Source organism: Thauera sp. DNT-1, from assembly GCF_055393985.1.
Window position 1 is genome coordinate 4,338,860 of the sequence record NZ_AP043752.1, and the last position, 13,646, is coordinate 4,352,505.

At 69.7% G+C, this 13,646-nt stretch carries 13 protein-coding genes; 1 reads left to right on the top strand and 12 read right to left on the bottom strand.

All coding sequences use genetic code 11. The features are described 5' to 3' along the window. The first annotated feature begins 7 nt into the window (after window positions 1-7). Window positions 8-730 carry a 16S rRNA (uracil(1498)-N(3))-methyltransferase gene (locus ACZ5PP_RS19910; protein WP_043742833.1) on the top strand — a complete coding sequence of 241 codons (723 nt, stop codon included), beginning with the start codon at window positions 8-10 and terminating at the stop codon, window positions 728-730. Between the two features lie 27 nt (window positions 731-757). On the opposite strand, the gene ACZ5PP_RS19915 is transcribed toward ACZ5PP_RS19910, so the two are convergent. The 12 genes from ACZ5PP_RS19915 to paaG form a co-directional block, all read right to left on the bottom strand. Further along, window positions 758-3,418, bottom strand: a complete 2,661-nt coding sequence (locus ACZ5PP_RS19915) for a bifunctional acetate--CoA ligase family protein/GNAT family N-acetyltransferase (protein WP_004299871.1) — start codon at window positions 3,416-3,418, stop codon at window positions 758-760. A gap of 173 nt (window positions 3,419-3,591) precedes the next feature. Continuing rightward, window positions 3,592-4,689 (bottom strand): 2Fe-2S iron-sulfur cluster-binding protein, encoded by a 1,098-nt coding sequence (locus ACZ5PP_RS19920; RefSeq protein ID WP_012585051.1) that lies wholly within the window; start codon window positions 4,687-4,689, stop codon window positions 3,592-3,594. A 19-nt stretch (window positions 4,690-4,708) separates the two neighbouring features. Further along, the gene (paaD, locus tag ACZ5PP_RS19925; RefSeq protein ID WP_004299873.1) at window positions 4,709-5,221 is read right to left on the bottom strand and encodes a 1,2-phenylacetyl-CoA epoxidase subunit PaaD; all 513 of its coding nucleotides are present in this window, start codon (window positions 5,219-5,221) and stop codon (window positions 4,709-4,711) included. A gap of 11 nt (window positions 5,222-5,232) precedes the next feature. Further along, window positions 5,233-6,015 carry a 1,2-phenylacetyl-CoA epoxidase subunit PaaC gene (gene paaC / locus ACZ5PP_RS19930; protein WP_004299874.1) on the bottom strand — a complete coding sequence of 261 codons (783 nt, stop codon included), beginning with the start codon at window positions 6,013-6,015 and terminating at the stop codon, window positions 5,233-5,235. Further along, window positions 6,015-6,311, bottom strand: a complete 297-nt coding sequence (paaB, locus tag ACZ5PP_RS19935; RefSeq protein WP_004299876.1) for a 1,2-phenylacetyl-CoA epoxidase subunit PaaB — start codon at window positions 6,309-6,311, stop codon at window positions 6,015-6,017. The genes paaC and paaB overlap by 1 nt, the downstream gene beginning before the upstream one ends. After that, a complete protein-coding gene (gene paaA, locus ACZ5PP_RS19940; protein ID WP_004299878.1) occupies window positions 6,308-7,315 on the bottom strand; it encodes a 1,2-phenylacetyl-CoA epoxidase subunit PaaA in 1,008 nt (335 codons plus the stop codon). Before paaA ends, paaB begins: the two co-directional genes overlap by 4 nt. Before the next feature lie 116 nt (window positions 7,316-7,431). Beyond that, window positions 7,432-8,217, bottom strand: coding sequence for an enoyl-CoA hydratase/isomerase family protein (locus ACZ5PP_RS19945; protein WP_004299879.1), 786 nt, complete (start codon window positions 8,215-8,217; stop codon window positions 7,432-7,434). Between the two features lie 15 nt (window positions 8,218-8,232). Then, window positions 8,233-9,438: a 3-oxoadipyl-CoA thiolase gene (pcaF, locus tag ACZ5PP_RS19950; protein WP_004299880.1), complete on the bottom strand. Its 1,206-nt coding sequence runs from the start codon at window positions 9,436-9,438 to the stop codon at window positions 8,233-8,235. 10 nt (window positions 9,439-9,448) lie between these two features. Continuing rightward, window positions 9,449-10,774, bottom strand: a complete 1,326-nt coding sequence (gene paaK / locus ACZ5PP_RS19955; RefSeq protein WP_004299881.1) for a phenylacetate--CoA ligase PaaK — start codon at window positions 10,772-10,774, stop codon at window positions 9,449-9,451. A gap of 51 nt (window positions 10,775-10,825) precedes the next feature. After that, complete coding sequence (paaI, locus tag ACZ5PP_RS19960; RefSeq protein ID WP_004299883.1) at window positions 10,826-11,293, bottom strand: hydroxyphenylacetyl-CoA thioesterase PaaI; 468 nt, start codon at window positions 11,291-11,293, stop codon at window positions 10,826-10,828. After that, on the bottom strand, window positions 11,286-12,845 hold the full coding sequence (gene paaH / locus ACZ5PP_RS19965; RefSeq protein ID WP_004299885.1) for a 3-hydroxyacyl-CoA dehydrogenase PaaH: 1,560 nt from the start codon (window positions 12,843-12,845) through the stop codon (window positions 11,286-11,288). The genes paaI and paaH overlap by 8 nt, the downstream gene beginning before the upstream one ends. Beyond that, window positions 12,842-13,636: a 2-(1,2-epoxy-1,2-dihydrophenyl)acetyl-CoA isomerase PaaG gene (paaG, locus tag ACZ5PP_RS19970; protein ID WP_004299887.1), complete on the bottom strand. Its 795-nt coding sequence runs from the start codon at window positions 13,634-13,636 to the stop codon at window positions 12,842-12,844. Before paaG ends, paaH begins: the two co-directional genes overlap by 4 nt. Window positions 13,637-13,646 lie beyond the last annotated feature (10 nt).

The window sequence follows — 13,646 nt, forward strand, 5'->3', positions numbered from 1 at the left end:
TCTTACGATGATTTCACGATTCCACTTTCCGGATCGCCTGCCCGCGGGCGGCGAGGTGGCGCTCCCCGAGGCGCTCGCCCACCATGCGCTGCGGGTGTTGCGCCTGCGCGATGGCGAGGCGGTGGTGCTGTTCGACGGCAGCGGCGGAGAGGTCGATGCGCGCCTGGCCGTGCGCGGCAAGGCGGTGTTCGCTCGGCTCGGCGAGGCGCGTGCGGTCGAACGCGAGTCGCCGTTGCGCATCGTGCTGGTGCAGGCGCTGGCTTCGGGCGACAAGATGGACTGGGTGGTGCAGAAGGCGGTGGAGCTCGGCGTGCATGCGATCCAGCCGGTGCAGGCCGAGCGCTCGGTGCTGCGTCTGGCGGCCGAGCGTGCCGACAAGCGCGTCGCGCACTGGCAGCAGGTCGCGATCGCGGCCTGCGAGCAGTGCGGGCGCAACCGCGTCCCCGAGATTCGCCCCCTGCAGCCGCTCGCACACTGGCTGGGCGCGCATCGCGCGGCGCCCGGCTACGTGCTTGCGCCCGGCGGGGCCAAGGGCTTTGCCGACGAACCCGAGCCGAAGGACGAGGTGCACCTGCTGGTCGGGCCGGAGGGTGGCTGGAGCGAGGGCGAGATGGCGGCCTTCGACGCCGCCGGTTGCCGGCGCGTGCGGCTCGGGCCGCGCGTGCTGCGCACCGAGACCGCGGGCCTCGCCGCCGTGGCGGCGCTGCAGGCGCGCTGGGGCGATTATTGAGCGGCCGTCTGCGCCGCTGCGGACGCGCTACTTGCCATGCAGCACCTTCACCACCCGGCGCAACGCGCTCTCTTCCGGGTGGGGCTGCACGAGGAAGCCGAGGCCGTGCATCAGGCGCAGCATCTTGGCGTTCTTGCCCAGCACGTCGCCGAAGATGTTGCGATAGCCCTTGCCGCGCGCGACCTCGATGAGGGCACCCATGAGTCGGCGGCCCAGTCCGTGGCGTTGCCAGTCGTCGGCCACGACCAGGGCGAACTCGACCGATTCGCCGTCGGCGGCGAGGGAATAGCGGGCGCTGCCCACCATGTGCTCGGCGCCGGCGTCGTCGATGGTGGTGGCGATCAGCGCCATCTCGCGGTCGTAGTCGATCTGCGTGAAGCGTGCGACCAGCGCCGGGCTGAGCTCCTGCAGCTCTTCCATGAAGCGCATGAAGCGGGTCTCGGCGCTCAGTCCGTCGAAGAAGCCCAGCACCAGGTTGGCATCCTCCGGGCGCACCGGACGCGTACGTACGGCACGACCGTCGCCGACCTTCCAGTCCTGGACGAGGTGCAGCGGATAGGGGTGGATCGCCATGTGCGCGTAGCGGTCGCTGCCGGCGGGAAGGCCCTGGTCGATGACGACGCGGGCATCGGCCGCGATGGCGCCGTCGCCGTCGATGAACAAGGGGTCGATCGCGAGCTCGCGCACCCAGGGCAGCTCGCACACGAGGTCGGACACCGACACCAGCACCTGCTCGATGGCGGCGCGGTTGAGCGCGCCGCCCTGGCTGCGCGGGCCCTGTGCGGCCGCCGGGATGGCCGAGTCGATGAGGTCGCGGGCCAGCACGGGGTTCAGCGGTGGCAGCGCGAAGGTGCGCGGCGCGGAGGCGTCCTGCGCGCCGAGGCTGATCACCGGACCGAAGATCGCGTCGCGATGCACCTGGATGCGGAAGGCGCGCGCCTGCGGCCGGTACAGATAGGGCTCGATCGACACGCCGTTGATCTGCACCTCGGGGTGGCGCAGGCGCACCGCGTCGACGATGTCGTGGAAGGCGCTCCACACCGACTCGGCGGTGTTGAGGTTGAGGCGCACGCCGCCGGATTCGGACTTGCTCGCCAGCTCGGGAGCGTCGACCTTCATCGCCACCGGAAAACCCGCCTGCTCGGCGACGAACAAGGCCTCGGTGGCGTCGCGGGCGACGGTGGTGTGCGTGACCGGGATGCCGAAGCTGCGCAGCAGCGCCTTGGACTCCATCGCCGAGAGGATATGGCGACGCTGGTTGAGCAGGGTCTCGATCAGCACGCGCGCACCACCCGTGCGGCGGTAGGCGGCGGCGCTGCCGCCGCCGGCGGTCTGCAGCAGCAGGGTCTGGTTGTGGTGAAAGCGCGAGATGTTGTGGAACAGCTCGATCGCCGCCTCGGGCGAACTGAACACCGGCAGCCCGGCCCGGGCGAGCAGCGCGCGCGCCTCGGCGACCTGGCCGCCGCCCATCCAGCAGCAGCACAGCTGGAGCCGCACCTGGGCGGCGAGGTCGATGATGTCCTGCGCCACCTCGACCGGATCGACGAGCGCGTGCGGCGACAGGATCACCAGCACGTTGGAAACCGCGGCGTCCTCGGAGAGGGCGAGGATGGCGTCGCGGTACAGCTGCGCGCTGGCGTCGCCGCCGAGGTCGAGCGGGTTGTGGGAGTGCCGCTCGCGTCCGCCGAGGCGCTCGAGCGTGGCGACCGTCGGCGAGCCCAGCCCGACGAGTCCGGTGCCGAGGTCCTTGGCGCGGTCGGCGGCGAGATCGGCCGGACCGCTGCCGTTGGAGACGATGGCGAGGCTGTCCTCGCGCGGTCGAAAGCCGCAGGACAAGGCCTTGGCGGCGAAGAAGAGCTGGTCGATGTTCTGCACCCGCACCACGCCGGCGCGGCGCATCGCCGCGTCGAAGACCACGTCGGCGAGGCCGGCGTTGTCCGCGTCGGCGGCGTTGTTGTCGCTGCGACCGTGGCGGCCGGCCTTGAGCAGGATGATCGGCTTGACGCGCGCGGCCGAGCGCAGTGCGCTCATGAACTGGCGGGCGTTGCGGATGTGATCGACGTGCAGCAGGATGTAGCGCGTCTGCGTGTCGTGGATCAGGTACTCCAGCGTTTCCCCGTAGTCGATGTCCACCGTGCCGCCGAGCGAGATGACCGAAGAGAAGCCGACGTCGTTGGTCAACGCCCAGTCGAGCACGACCGAGCACATCGCGCCCGACTGCGAGATCAGGGCGATCTCGCCGGGCTTGACGGCGATGCGGGTGAGCGCGGCATTGATCCCGCTGCCGGGGCGTGCGATGCCCAGGCTGCCGGGCCCGATCAGGCGCAGCCGGGTCTCGCGCGCGGTCTCGACGATGCGGCGCTCGAGTGCGTTCCCGCTGGCGCTGATGATGACCGCGTTGCGTACGCCGCTGCGGCCGCACTGTGCGGTGACGCTGTGCAGCATGCGCGCGGGGGTGGCGATGATGGCGAGATCGACCGGTCGGCCGATGTCCTCGACCGAGCGGTGGCAGGGATGGTCCTGGATGCTGCCGTACTTCGGGTTGACCGCGTACAGGGTGCCGCGATAGCCGCCTTCGACCAGGTTGCGGAAGATGACGCGGCCGACGGACCCGGGTGCGTCGGACGCGCCGATGACGGCGATCGAGGACGGTTCGAAGGCGGTGCTGAGAGCGTGGGAGCCGGCCATGATCTTCGCGCTGGAAAGTGGATGAGGTCTAAAGGGATAGCAGGCCGCCGCCCTTTCGGCGTTGACCTGCGTCAGGGGCGCGCGGCCGCGTCTCCGTCCGCGAAGGAAAACGGCCGTCGAGACGGCCGTCGGAAGCTGCTGCGCGCGCGGACGCCGTCGGCCCGCAGATCGTGTCAGCGCTCGTCGAAGCTGATCTTGAGGCGCTTGGTGGTGGCGCGCGCCTGGCAGCTCAGCACGTAGCCCTGCGCGACTTCGTCGGCCTCGAGGGTGAAGTTCTTGTCCATCACGACTTCGCCCTCCGTCACCTTGGCGCGGCAGGTGCAGCACACGCCGGCCTTGCACGAGAAGGGGAGGTCGAGGCCGGCATTGAGGCCGGCGTCGAGCAGGTGCTCGTCGGGGCCGATCGCGATCTCGTGCTCCTTGCCGTCGAGCACCAGGACCATGGTGATGTCCTTGGTCGCGGCCGCGACGGCCTCGGCGGTGCTCGAGGCGCCGACCGGGTGGGCGCCGGCGGGCAGGTTGGCGGTGAAGCGCTCGGTGCGGATACGGTCGGCGGGCACGCCGGCCTCGACCAGCGCGGTCTCGGTGGCGGTGATCATTTCGTCGGGGCCGCAGATGAAGACCTCGTCCATGCTGCCCACCGGCAGCAGGGCGTCGATGATCGCGCGCACCTTGGGACCGTCGATGCGCCCCTGCAGCAGGTCCACTTCCTGGGCCTGGCGCGACAGCACGTGGATCATGGTCAGGCGGTCGCGGTAGCGGTCCTTGAGGTCCTGCAGATCCTCGTTGAACATCACCGTGGACATGCGACGGTTGCCGTAGATCAGCGTGAACTTCGAGTCCGGCTGTTCTTCCAGCGTGCTCGCGGCGATCGACAGGATCGGGGTGATGCCCGAGCCGGCGGCGAAGCCGACGCGGTGGATGGCGCGCTTCTTCTTGACCACGAAGCGGCCGTCAGGCGGCATCACCTGCAGGGTGTCGCCGGCCTTGATGGCGCGCGTGGCCCAGTTCGAGAACAGGCCGCCTTCCACCGGGCGGATGCCGATCTCGAGCTCGCCCTCGCGTGCCAGGCGGCTGCGCGGGCTGCTGATCGAGTAGTTGCGGCGCACGTCCTGGCCATCGATGGTGGCGCGCAGGGTGAGGAACTGGCCCGGCTCGAAGGCGAAGCGCTCGCGCTCGGCCTCGGGGATGGCGAAGGTGATCGCCACCGCGCCGGCGGCCTCGGGGCTCACGCGCTTGATGGCGAGTTCTTGGAAACGGGGGGCTGACATGGCGTCTGGGCTCCGGCTCTTAATAGGGTTTGAAATAGTCGAAGGGCTCCTGGCAGTCGAGGCACTTGTACAGCGCCTTGCAGGCCGTGGAGCCGAACTCGGAGGTGACGACGGTGTGGGTGGAGCCGCACTGCGGACAGGCGACCGCCGCGGTCGGCTGCCGGCGCACGAACTTCAGCACGCTGACCTCGGCGCCGCCGCTGCTGCCGCAGGTGCGGTGGGGCGGGGCGATGCCATAGGCGCGCAGCTTTTCCTTGGCCTCGTCGCTCATCCAGTCGGTGGTCCAGGCCGGCGCGAGCTGGGTGATCACCCGCGCCGCGATGCCGGCCTGTTCCAGGCTCGCACGCACGTCGTCCTCGATCTGCCCCATGGCGGGGCAGCCGCTGTAGGTCGGGGTGATGACCACCTCGATGCCCTCCGCCGTCTCCCGCACATCCCGCAGGATGCCCAGCTCGCGCAGGGTCACCACCGGGATCTCCGGGTCCGTCAGGGGCTCCAGGGTGGCCCAGACCTTGTCCACGACGCTGCTCATGGCCTTCGCCCTTACCAGGTGGCGCCCGGGTGGGCGCGGGCCAGACCCTGCATCTCGCCGAGCAGGTAGCTCAGATGCTCGGAGTGCAGGCCGATCTTGCCCTCGGTCACGTAACCGTGGAAGTTCGGGCGGGTCAGGGTGGCTTCGGCCAGCGCCTCGTTGACGAGCGCGTCCCAGGCCGGGCGCAGCGCCCATACGTCGATGCCGATCTTGGCCGCCACCGCGGCGCCTTCGGCCGGGCTGGTGGTCCAGAACTCCTCGGTGTAGGGCATGAGGTGGTTCACCGCCGCCTGCGCGCGGGCGTGCGACTCCTCGGTGCCGTCGCCCATGCGCACCAGCCAGTCACGCGAGTGGTGCAGGTGGTAGCTGGTTTCCTTCAGCGACTTGGCGGCGATCGCGGCGAGGCTGGCGTCGGCGGACTGCTGCAGGCCGTCCCACACGTGCACCATCAGCGCCGAATACAGGAAGTTGCGCACGATCGTGGTGGCGTAGTCGCGGTCGGCCGCGGCGTAGCCGACCAGCGCGCCGTGGTGCGGGAGCTCCAGCAGCGTGTAGTTGCGGAACTCGTGCGGGCCGCGGAAATAGGCCAGCTTGTCCTCGGTGGCGTCGCCGCCCTTCAGCTCGGCGGCGCGCTGGTACAGCAGGCGCGCCTGGCCGATGAGGTCGAGGCTGACGTTGGCCAGCGCCATGTCTTCTTCCAGGATGGGGCCGTGCCCGCACCATTCGGCGTTGCGCTGGCCGAGCACGACGGCGTTGTCGGCCAGGTGCAGCAGGTAGTCGATCGGCGTGCTCATTACATGTGCCCCACTTCTTCAGGGATCTCGTAGAAGGTCGGATGGCGGTAGATCTTGTCGGCCGCGGGGTCGAAGAGCTCGCCCTTGTCGTCCGGGTTGCTGGCGGTGATGGCGACCGAGGGCACCACCCAGATGCTCACGCCTTCCTGGCGGCGGGTGTACACGTCGCGCGCCATGTGCAGGGCCTGGGCCGCGTCGGCCGCGTGCAGGCTGCCGCAGTGCTTGTGCTCGAGGCCTTGCTTGCTGCGGACGAAGACTTCCCAGAGGGGCCAATCCTTGAGTGCGGGGGTGTTCATGCTGCCTCCTTCAGTGCGCGTTCTTTTTGCTTGCGGGCATAGGCCTGGGCCGCGTCGCGGACCCACTGGCCATCGTTGTGTGCCTTGACCCGGGTGGCCAGGCGTTCCTTGTTGCACGGTCCGTTGCCTTCGACGGTGTTCCAGAACTCGGCCCAGTCGATCTGGCCGTAGTCGTAGTGGCCGCGCGCCTCGTTCCACTTGAGGTCGGGGTCGGGCAGGGTCACGCCCAGCACCTTGGCCTGCGGCACGGTGGCGTCGATGAACTTCTGGCGCAGGTCGTCGTTGCTGATGCGCTTGATGCCCCAGCGCATGCCTTGCGCGCTGTGCGGGCTGTCGGCATCCGGCGGCCCGAACATGGCCAGGCACTTCCACCAGTAGCGGTTGACCGCGTCCTGCACCATCGCGCGCTGCTCGTCGGTGCCCTTCATCATCACCAGCAGGGCCTCGTAGCCCTGGCGCTGGTGGAAGGATTCCTCCTTGCACACGCGCACCATGGCGCGCGCGTAGGGGCCGTAGGAGCAGCGGCACAGCGGGACCTGGTTCATGATCGCCGCGCCATCGACCAGCCAGCCGATCACGCCGACGTCGGCCCAGTTGAGCGTCGGGTAATTGAAGATCGAGCTGTACTTGGCCTTGCCCGAGTGCAGGCCTTCGAGCATCTGGTCGCGGCTGGTGCCCAGCGTCTCGGCGGCGGAGTACAGGTAGAGGCCGTGGCCGCCCTCGTCCTGGACCTTGGCGATCAGGATGGCCTTGCGCTTGAGGCTGGGCGCGCGCGAGATCCAGTTGCCCTCCGGCAGCATGCCGACGATCTCGCTGTGGGCGTGCTGGCTGATCTGGCGCACCAGCGTCTTGCGGTAGGCCTCGGGCATCCAGTCCTGCGGCTCGATGCGCCCGTCGGCGTCGATGCGGGCCTCGAAGGCGGCTTCCTGCTCGCTCGTCGCATTGGAGACCGCTGCGAGTTTCTTTCCGGAATCGTCCGGAATGTCCATTGCCTGGGTGTACATGTGTTTCCTCCTAGCAAACACCGCACCGGGAAATACCGGCACGGAACGCGGGGTGCGCATGGCTGTGACCCCGCCTCCTCCTCAAAGGTCCGCCACGCCCGGGGCGCGGCGGGTGTTCATTGCATCCACGCCGGCGAGCGCTTCTCGAAGAAGGCCGTGAAGCCTTCGCGGGCTTCGGCGGTGGCGCGCTGGCGCGCGATGCGGCCGGCGGTCTCCTCGGCGACGGCGTCGTCGATCGGACGCCCGGCCAGCGCGGCGATCAGCTGCTTGGCGGCAAGCTGGGCCTGCGGGCCGCAGGCGAGCAGGGCCTGCACGAGGCGATCGACCGCGGCGTCGAGTTCATCCAGCGTGACGACCTCGCCGACCAGGCCCATGGCCTTGGCCTCGGCGGCGCCGAAGCGTTCGGCGCTCTGGAAGTAGCGCAGGGCGTGGCGCGGGCCGATGGCGCGCAGCACGTAGGGGCTGATCACCGCGGGGATGATGCCGAACTTGACCTCGGAGGTCGCGAAGCTGGCATCGTCCGCGGCGATCGCCATGTCGCAGGCGGCGGTGAGGCCGGTGCCGCCACCGAGCGCCGCGCCCTGCACGCGCGCGATGGTCGGCTTCGACATCCCCGACAGCGTGCGCAGCATGGCGGCGAACTTGCGCGAGTCGGCGAGGTTCTCCGCCTCGGTGCTGTCCGAGGCGCGGCGCATCCAGTTGAGGTCGGCACCGGCCGAGAAGTGCTTGCCACGCCCGGCCAGCACCACCACGCGCACGCCGGCATCGGCGTCGAGTTCGGCGCAGGCGGCCGCCAGCTCGGCGATGAGCTGCTCGTTGAAGGCGTTGAACACTGCCGGCCGATCCATCCAGATCGTCGCGACGGCGCCGCGGCGCTCGATGGCGAGGGTTTCGTAGTTCATGGACTGTCCCGTGCCTCAGACGCGCTCGATGATCATCGCGATGCCCTGGCCGACGCCGATGCACATCGTGCACAGCGCGTAGCGGCCATTGCGGCGCTGCAGCTCGTAGGCCGCCGTGGTGACCAGGCGGGCGCCGCTCATGCCCAGCGGGTGGCCCAGGGCGATGGCGCCGCCATTGGGGTTCACGCGTTCTTCGTCGTCGGCGAGGCCGAGGTCGCGCAGCACGGCGAGGCCTTGTGCCGCGAAAGCCTCGTTGAGTTCGATCACATCCATCTGATCGAGCGTGAGGCCCGCCTTGGCGAGCACCTTGCGCACCGCGGGCGCGGGGCCGAAGCCCATGATGCGCGGCGCCACGCCGGCGGTGGCCATGGCGACGACGCGGGCGCGCGGGGTCAGGCCATGCTTCGCGGCGGCGGCGTCGGAGGCCAGCAGCAGCGCGCAGGCGCCGTCATTGACGCCCGAGGCGTTGCCGGCGGTGACGCTGAGCTCGGGGCCATTGACGCCCTTGAGCTTGGCCAGCATCTCCAGCGTGGTTTCGGGGCGCGGATGCTCGTCGGTGTCGAAGACGATCGGGTCGCCCTTCTTGCGCGGGATCACCACCGGCACCAGCTCGTCCTTGAAGCGACCGGCGGCGTGGGCGGCGGCCCAGCGCTGCTGCGAGCGCAGCGCGAAGGCGTCCTGATCGGCGCGCGAGATGTCGAAGTCGGCGGCGACGTTGTCCGCGGTCTGCGGCATCGAGTGCGTCTCGTACAGCTTCTTCATCAGCGGGTTGATGAAGCGCCAGCCGATGGTGGTGTCGTAGATCGCGGCGCTGCGCGAGAAGGCCGACTCGGCCTTGCCCATCACGAAGGGCGCGCGCGACATGCTCTCGACGCCGCCGGCGATCATCAGCTCGGTCTCGCCCGACTTGATCGAGCGCGCGGCCAGGCCGATGGCGTCCATGCCCGAGCCGCACAGGCGGTTGACCGTGGTGCCGGGCACCTCGATCGGCAGCCCGGCGAGCAGGCCGGACATGCGCGCGACGTTGCGGTTGTCCTCGCCGGCCTGGTTGGCGCAGCCGTAGATGATGTCTTCGACCGCGGTCCAGTCGACCTGGGGGTTGCGGGTCATCAGGGCCTTGAGCGGCACGGCGCCGAGGTCGTCGGCACGCACGGAGGCCAGGGTGCCGCCGTAGCGGCCGATGGGGGTGCGGATGGCGTCGCAGATGAATGCTTGAGTCATGGCCAGCTCCTTACAGTTGCTTCGGGCGCTGGTCGATGACGCGGCGGGCCTTGCCGGTCAGCGTGCGCGGAATGGCTTCGAACTCCATCACGTTCACCTTGGTGGAGATGCCGATGATGGTCTTGATGTGGTGCTGCAGCTCGCGTGCGATGTTCTCGGTCTCGGTGCGGCTGAGCTTGCCGGAGAGTTCGCGCTGGACCTCGACGCGGATCTCGACGTTGTCGAGATGGCCGTCGCGCGTGAGCACGATCTGGTAGTTCCCCGACAGGCGGCGGTCGCGCATGATCTGCTCCTCGATCTGGGTCGGGAACACGTTCACGCCGCGCACGATCAGCATGTCGTCCGAGCGCCCGGTGATCTTGCCGATGCGGCGGAACGAGCGCGCGGTCGGCGGCAGCAGGCGGGTGAGGTCGCGGGTGCGGTAGCGGATGACCGGGAAGGCTTCCTTGGTGAGCGAGGTGAACACGAGCTCGCCTTCCTCGCCGTCGGGCAGCACTTCGCCGGTGTCGGGATCGATGATCTCGGGATAGAAGTGGTCTTCCCAGATCACCGGGCCGTCCTTGGTCTCGATGCACTCGCTGGCCACGCCCGGGCCCATGACCTCGGTGAGGCCGTAGATGTCGATGGCGTCGATGCCGAGCTTGCGCTCGATCTCGCTGCGCATGCCTTCGCCCCAGGGCTCGGCGCCGAAGATGCCGATCTTCAGCGAGATGTCCTCGGGCTTGATGTTCAGGCGCTCGAACTCCTCGGCGATCACCAGCGAGTAGGACGGCGTGACCATGATCGCGTCGGGGCGGAAGTCCATGATCTGCTGCACCTGCTTCTCGGTCTGGCCGCCGGACATCGGCACCGCCGTGCAGCCGGCACGCTCGATGCCGTAGTGGGCGCCGAGGCCGCCGGTGAACATGCCGTAGCCGTAGGCGTTGTGCACCATGTCGCCGGCACGCACGCCGGCCGCGCGCAGCGAGCGGGCGACCACGTCGGCCCAGTTGTCGAGGTCGCGCTTCGTGTAGCCGACGACGACCGACTTGCCGGTGGTGCCGCTGGAGGCGTGCAGGCGGGCGACCTTGTCGCGCGGCACGGCGAACAGGCCGAAGGGGTAGTTGTCGCGCAGGTCCGTCTTCGTCATGAAGGGGAACTTCGCGAGGTCGGCCAGCGACTGGAGGTCGTCGGGATGCACGCCCGCTTCCTCGCAGCGCTTGCGGTAGGGCGCGACGTTGTCGTAGGTGTGGCGCACCGACCACTGCAGGCGCTGCAGCTGCAGGGCGGAAATTTCGTCGCGGCTGGCGGTCTCGATCGGGTCGAGGTCGCCGGGGCGGGGGCTCTTCACGGGCATGGTGTGGTCTCCTCTGTCTCTCTACGTGTGCTTGGGGCCGCGCGGACCCGTCTAGGCATTCTCTGCGGCGAGTCCGGCGATCACCTCGCCGGAGATACGGTAGCTCTTGCCCCGGAACAGGGCGATGGTGTTGCCTGCGCTGTCGCGCACGGTGACGTCATAGACGCCGGTGCGACCGGCCAGCGTGCGCTCCACGGCCTCGGCCTGCAAGGTGTCGCCTTCGCGCCCGGTGGCGACGAAGTCGATGTTGCATCCGGACGCCACGGTGTTGCGGTTGTAGGCGTTGCAGGCGTAGGCGAAGGCGGTGTCGGCCAGGGTGAAGATGAGGCCGCCGTGGCAGATGTGGTGGCCGTTCACCATGTCGCCGCGCACCGTCATGCTGACCCTGGAGCGGCCGGGACCGACGTGCTCGATGCGCATGCCGAGCGCCTGGGCGGTACGGTCGCGCGACCACATCGCCGCGGTCACGGCCTCGGCCAGGGCCTGCGGATCGGTCGGGATGGGCTGCGCATCAGTCATGGATCTTCTTTCCGGCGAACACGCGCTGCTGGATCAGCGGGGACACGCGATAGCGGTCCTCGCCGTAGAAGCGGGCGAGGTTGGCGAGTACGGCGCAGATCGCCGGCAGGCCGACGCGGTCGGCCCATTCCAGCGGTCCGCGCGGGTAATTGACGCCGAGCTTCATCGCCGCATCGGCGCCGGCGGCATCGCACACCCCCTGGTTGACCGCGTCGGCCGCTTCGTTGGCGAGCATCGCGACGGTGCGCATCACTGCCAGTCCCGGGGTGTCGCCCAGGCGGCAGACCTCGAAGCCGGCCGCCTGCAGCAGGCTGATCGCGGCGCCGACCGCGGGCGCGAAGCAGTTGATCGCGGCGCCGACCGCGATGCGGCCGGCGGTGGCGTAGTCCAGTGCGAGGTCGATCAGCACCACGTTGGCGATGCCCATCTCGGTGGCGCGTTGCGTGGCGGTGCGGCCGTCGGTGACGAAGATCACCGCGCCCCCCGTCTCGGCGATGCGACCGTCGTTGGCTTCGCCCCAGGTATGGGGGATGTTGCGCTCGAAGAGGCGGTCGGCGAGCGCATGCACGGCGGCCGAATGGCCGTGCAGCACGATCTCGTCCGGTGCGTGCTGCGCCACCGCGACCTGGGGTGCGGGGCGCGCGGCGCCCTCGCGGTAGTCGTAGAAGCCGCGGCCCGACTTGCGACCGAAAAAGCCGGCGTCGACCAGCTCCTGCTGGATCAGCGAGGGCGTGAAGCGCGCATCGTTGTAGAAGGCGTTCCACACCGAGCGTGTGACGGCGAAATTGACGTCGTGGCCGATCATGTCCATCAGCTCGAACGGCCCCATGCGGAAACCGCCGGCGTCGCGCATGATCGCGTCGAGTGTGGCGCAGTCGCCACCGCCTTCGTTGAGGATGCGCAGCGCCTCGGCGTAGTAGGGACGGGCGACGCGGTTGACGATGAAGCCCGGCGTCGAGCGCGCATGCACCGGCGTCTTGCCCCAGGCCGCGGCGGTGGCGAACAGGGTGTCGGCGACCACGCGCGCGGTGGCGAGGCCGGAGACGATCTCGACCAGCTTCATCAGCGGCGCCGGGTTGAAGAAGTGCAGGCCGGCCAGGCGTTCGGGGCGCTGCAGGGCGGCGCCGATCGAGGTCACCGAGATCGACGAGGTGTTGGTGCCGAAGATGCAGTCGGCGCCGACGATGTTCTCCAGGTCGCCGTACAGCTTCTGCTTGGCTTCGAGGTTCTCGACGATGGCCTCGACCACCAGTGCGGCGTCGGCGAGCTCGGCCAGCTGGTCGACGGCGATCAGGCGTTCAGCGGCCGCCTGCGCGGCTTCGGTGCTCATCTTGCCCTTGTCGGCGAGCTTGCCGAACTGGGCACGGATGCCTTCGATCGCCTTGGCGGCGGCGCCCGGACGGTTGTCGAGCAGCTTGACCACGTGGCCGGCCGCGGCCGCCACCTGGGCGATGCCGGCGCCCATGGCGCCGGTGCCGACCACGGCGACGACAGCCGAGGCGGGCAGCGGCTGCGCGGCGGACTTGGAGATCTGGGTGTCGGTCACGCTCATTCCCCGGTGAACTTCGGTGCGCGCTTTTCCATGAAGGCGGCGACGCCTTCGGCGTAGTCGGGGCTCCAGCCCAGCTCGCGCATGAAGCCGCCCTCGAAGGAGAGCTGCTGCTCCAGCGTATGGCCGGCCGCGGCGTGCATGGCCTGGCGGGTGCGCACCAGGGCCTTGGTCGGCATGGCGGCGAGCTGCGCGGCGAGCGCGTCCACCTTTGCAGCGAACTCGGCATCGTCGTACGCCGCCCAGATCAGGCCCCAGTCGGCGGCCTTCTCGGCGGGCAGCTTGTCGGCGAGCATCGCCAGGCCCATCGCGCGCGCCATGCCGACGCGCTGCGGCAGGAACCAGGTGCCGCCGGTGTCGGGTACGAGTCCGATCTTGCTGAAGGCCTGCAGGAAGGAGGCCGACTTCGCCGCCACCACCAGATCGCAGGCGAGCGCCACGCTGGCGCCGGCGCCGGCGGCGATGCCGTTGACCGCGGCGATGGTGGGCACGCGCAGGTTCTGCAGGCGCAGCACGAGCGGCTTGTAGTTCTTTTCGACGACGTTGCCGATGTCGGGCATCTTGCCGCCCACCGACGCCATGTCGGGATCGGCCAGATCCTGGCCGGCGCAGAAGGCGCGGCCGGCGCCGGTGAGCACCAGCACGCGCGCGGCCTTGTCGGCGTGGACGCGGTCGAGCGCGTCGCGCAGCTCGGCGTGCATCTCGCCGGTGAAGCTGTTGAGCTTGTCGGGGCGGTTCAGCGTCAGGCGGGCGACGCCCGCCTCCACTGCAAACTGGATGTTGTTGTATTCCACGGACGGATCC

Bases quoted from the DNA above. Each gene is read 5' to 3' on its own strand.
- paaC (WP_004299874.1), bottom strand. From the start codon at position 6,015: ATGAGCACGCCGATCGACTACCTGCTGCACCTGGCCGACAACGCCGTC.
- pcaF (WP_004299880.1), bottom strand. From the start codon at position 9,438: ATGACTCAAGCATTCATCTGCGACGCCATCCGCACCCCCATCGGCCGC.
- ACZ5PP_RS19920 (WP_012585051.1), bottom strand. From the start codon at position 4,689: ATGTCAGCCCCCCGTTTCCAAGAACTCGCCATCAAGCGCGTGAGCCCC.
- paaD (WP_004299873.1), bottom strand. From the start codon at position 5,221: ATGAGCAGCGTCGTGGACAAGGTCTGGGCCACCCTGGAGCCCCTGACG.
- ACZ5PP_RS19945 (WP_004299879.1), bottom strand. From the start codon at position 8,217: ATGAACTACGAAACCCTCGCCATCGAGCGCCGCGGCGCCGTCGCGACG.
- paaI (WP_004299883.1), bottom strand. From the start codon at position 11,293: ATGACTGATGCGCAGCCCATCCCGACCGATCCGCAGGCCCTGGCCGAG.
- ACZ5PP_RS19910 (WP_043742833.1), top strand. From the start codon at position 8: ATGATTTCACGATTCCACTTTCCGGATCGCCTGCCCGCGGGCGGCGAG.
- paaH (WP_004299885.1), bottom strand. From the start codon at position 12,845: ATGAGCGTGACCGACACCCAGATCTCCAAGTCCGCCGCGCAGCCGCTG.
- paaA (WP_004299878.1), bottom strand. From the start codon at position 7,315: ATGTACACCCAGGCAATGGACATTCCGGACGATTCCGGAAAGAAACTC.
- ACZ5PP_RS19915 (WP_004299871.1), bottom strand. From the start codon at position 3,418: ATGGCCGGCTCCCACGCTCTCAGCACCGCCTTCGAACCGTCCTCGATC.
- paaB (WP_004299876.1), bottom strand. From the start codon at position 6,311: ATGAACACCCCCGCACTCAAGGATTGGCCCCTCTGGGAAGTCTTCGTC.
- paaK (WP_004299881.1), bottom strand. From the start codon at position 10,774: ATGCCCGTGAAGAGCCCCCGCCCCGGCGACCTCGACCCGATCGAGACC.